Annotated in this window: 2 protein-coding genes; both read right to left on the bottom strand. The window is 60.7% G+C overall.

Features of this window, described 5'->3' with window-relative positions; translation table 11 throughout:
- Positions 1-62: 62 nt before the first annotated feature.
- Positions 63-851, bottom strand: coding sequence for an IS21-like element helper ATPase IstB (gene istB / locus PCK14_RS19265; RefSeq protein ID WP_269940133.1), 789 nt, complete (start codon positions 849-851; stop codon positions 63-65).
- Entirely contained in the window at positions 848-2,068 is a 1,221-nt protein-coding gene (istA, locus tag PCK14_RS19260; protein WP_269940134.1) for an IS21 family transposase, read from the bottom strand. The genes istB and istA overlap by 4 nt, the downstream gene beginning before the upstream one ends.
- Positions 2,069-2,150: the final 82 nt, after the last annotated feature.

Here is a 2,150-nt window from a genome sequence, read left to right as displayed (position 1 = left end):
TGTCAGCGCTGGTCGAATAGTGAGCCGTTTTGTGGGGTGAATTGTGAGCCACGTTGATGGAACTATTCTGCCGTACTCTCGGTTCTTGTCGAGGGTAGTGAGTCGATTTGGTGGTCCTTGAGGCGGTAGCTGGATCCTTTGAGGGTGATGACTTCGGCGTGGTGGACGATCCGGTCGATCATGGCCGCTGCCACGACTTGGTCACCGAATACCTCACCCCAGCGGGCGAAGCCCAGGTTCGAGGTCAGGATCAGTGAGGCGTGTTCGTAGCGGGAGGAGACGAGCTGGAAGAACAAGTTCGCGGCGTCTTGTTCGAAGGGGATGTATCCGACTTCATCGACGATGATCAGCCCGTAGCGTTTGAGCCGGAGTAGTTCCTGCGGTAGCCGACCGGCTTGGTGCGCGGTCTGGAGCCGGGTAACCCAGTCGGTTGCGGTGGCAAAGAGCACCCTCTGGCCCAGCTGGGTGGCCCGGATCCCGAGCCCGATGGCGAGATGGGTTTTACCGGTTCCGGGTGGCCCCAGGAGCACGACATTGGAGGCTTCTGCTAGAAACGCCCCGGTGGCAAGGTGCGCGAGGACATCGCGTTTGATGGCTGGTTGGTGGTCGAAGTTGAAGTCCTCCAACGATTTTCTGGCCGGGAACCCGGCAGCCCTGGTACGGATCTCTGCCCCCGATGCTTCACGGGCAGAGACTTCCCGGGACAGGATCGCAGCGAGGTACTCCTCGTGGGACCACCCGGCGTCCCTGGCTTGCTCGGCCAGCCGTGCGGCGGAGTCCCTGATTCGGGGCGCCTTCAAAGCCCTCGCCAAATACTCGATCTCTGAGCTGGTCTCTTTCGCAGCACTCATGAGGAGATCATCCCGTCATCGAGGACCACGCCAAATACCCGGTCGTACTCGGCCAGATCCCGGACGAGATCATCTATATCCCCGGCATCAGCCACTTCAGGATTTTGGAATGCCGCCCGCAGTGTCTTCGCCGCCTGAACGTGGGAGGGATCAGTGATGGTCAGGCCCCGGTCCCAGGATCGTGGATGCGTGCCAATATTCCTGTCGCCGATGCTGATCCTGACAGTTTCCAGATCGGCACTGACATCAACGAAGCGTCCGATGGCCTGCGGATCCACCGAGTAGTCATTGGAGGAAACCCGTACGTAGTAGTCCCTTGGCAGACGAACCTTGGCATGGAACCCGGTCACCGGTGCTACCGGCGGCAGCTCGATCATTGCCGCACGATCAGTGGGCAGCAGTTCCGCAGGCCGTGCCGCGGTGCTCCGGACCAGGCGCGTGTTTGCCTTGCTCAACCACACGGCGAGCTGGTCATTGAAATCAGTGGGTGAGGTGAACGTCCGCCCCGGTAAAAAGGAACTTTCAAGGTATCCATTGGCCCGTTCCACGATGCCCTTGGTCTCCGGATCGTAGGGTTTGACCTGCACGATCCGGGTTGCCAGCACGCCAGCGAACGCTGCCACCCCGGCGGCGTAGCGGTTGCGGCGGCCGATGCCGGTCTCGTTGTCCCAGATCAGCCGCCGCGGAACAGCACCCAAACCACCCAGCAACTCCCACATCCCCGCCAGTAAATCCCCGGTGGTTCGGGATGGAATCATCCTCGCCATGATGAAGCGCGAATGCGAGCAAACCATCACCAACACCGGGAACACCCGCGCCGGACCGGTACCGCAGGGAATCTTCACCGCTGGAAAGACCAAATCACACTGGATCTGATCCCCTGGTTCATAACTGATTCGGTCCGCTGGATCGGCCGGCGCGTACTCGGGCCGGATCCTCGCCACGTTCTCCCGTAACCAGGCAGGGGAACCCGACCAGTGGATCCGCTCGGCGATCACCGTTGCCGGCATCCTGGGATTTTCCTTCAACAGGACCCGGATCCTTGGCTCCACAGTCTTGATCGCCGAAGCCACCGGCACCCGCTCATATTTGGGTGGGCCCTCGGATCTCACCGCCCTCGCGACAGTGTTCCTAGAGATCCCCAACCGCTCCGCTATCGACCTCATCGACTCGCCCTCAGCCAAATGCAATCGCCGAATCAGCGCCCAATCTTCCACTGTGATCACCCATCCAATCGTTCAGACTAGGTGGCTCAACTTTCAACCGTCACAATGGCTCACTTTTCGACCGTCACCGACA

Origin of the sequence: Arthrobacter sp. HY1533, assembly GCF_027568515.1 — a bacterium.
In the GTDB taxonomy this organism is placed as follows: Bacteria; Actinomycetota; Actinomycetes; order Actinomycetales; family Micrococcaceae; genus Specibacter.
Note: the sequence above shows the minus strand (reverse complement) of the source record. Positions and strands in the feature narration are given on the sequence as shown.

Bases quoted from the DNA above. Each gene is read 5' to 3' on its own strand.
- istB (WP_269940133.1), bottom strand. From the start codon at position 851: ATGAGTGCTGCGAAAGAGACCAGCTCAGAGATCGAGTATTTGGCGAGG.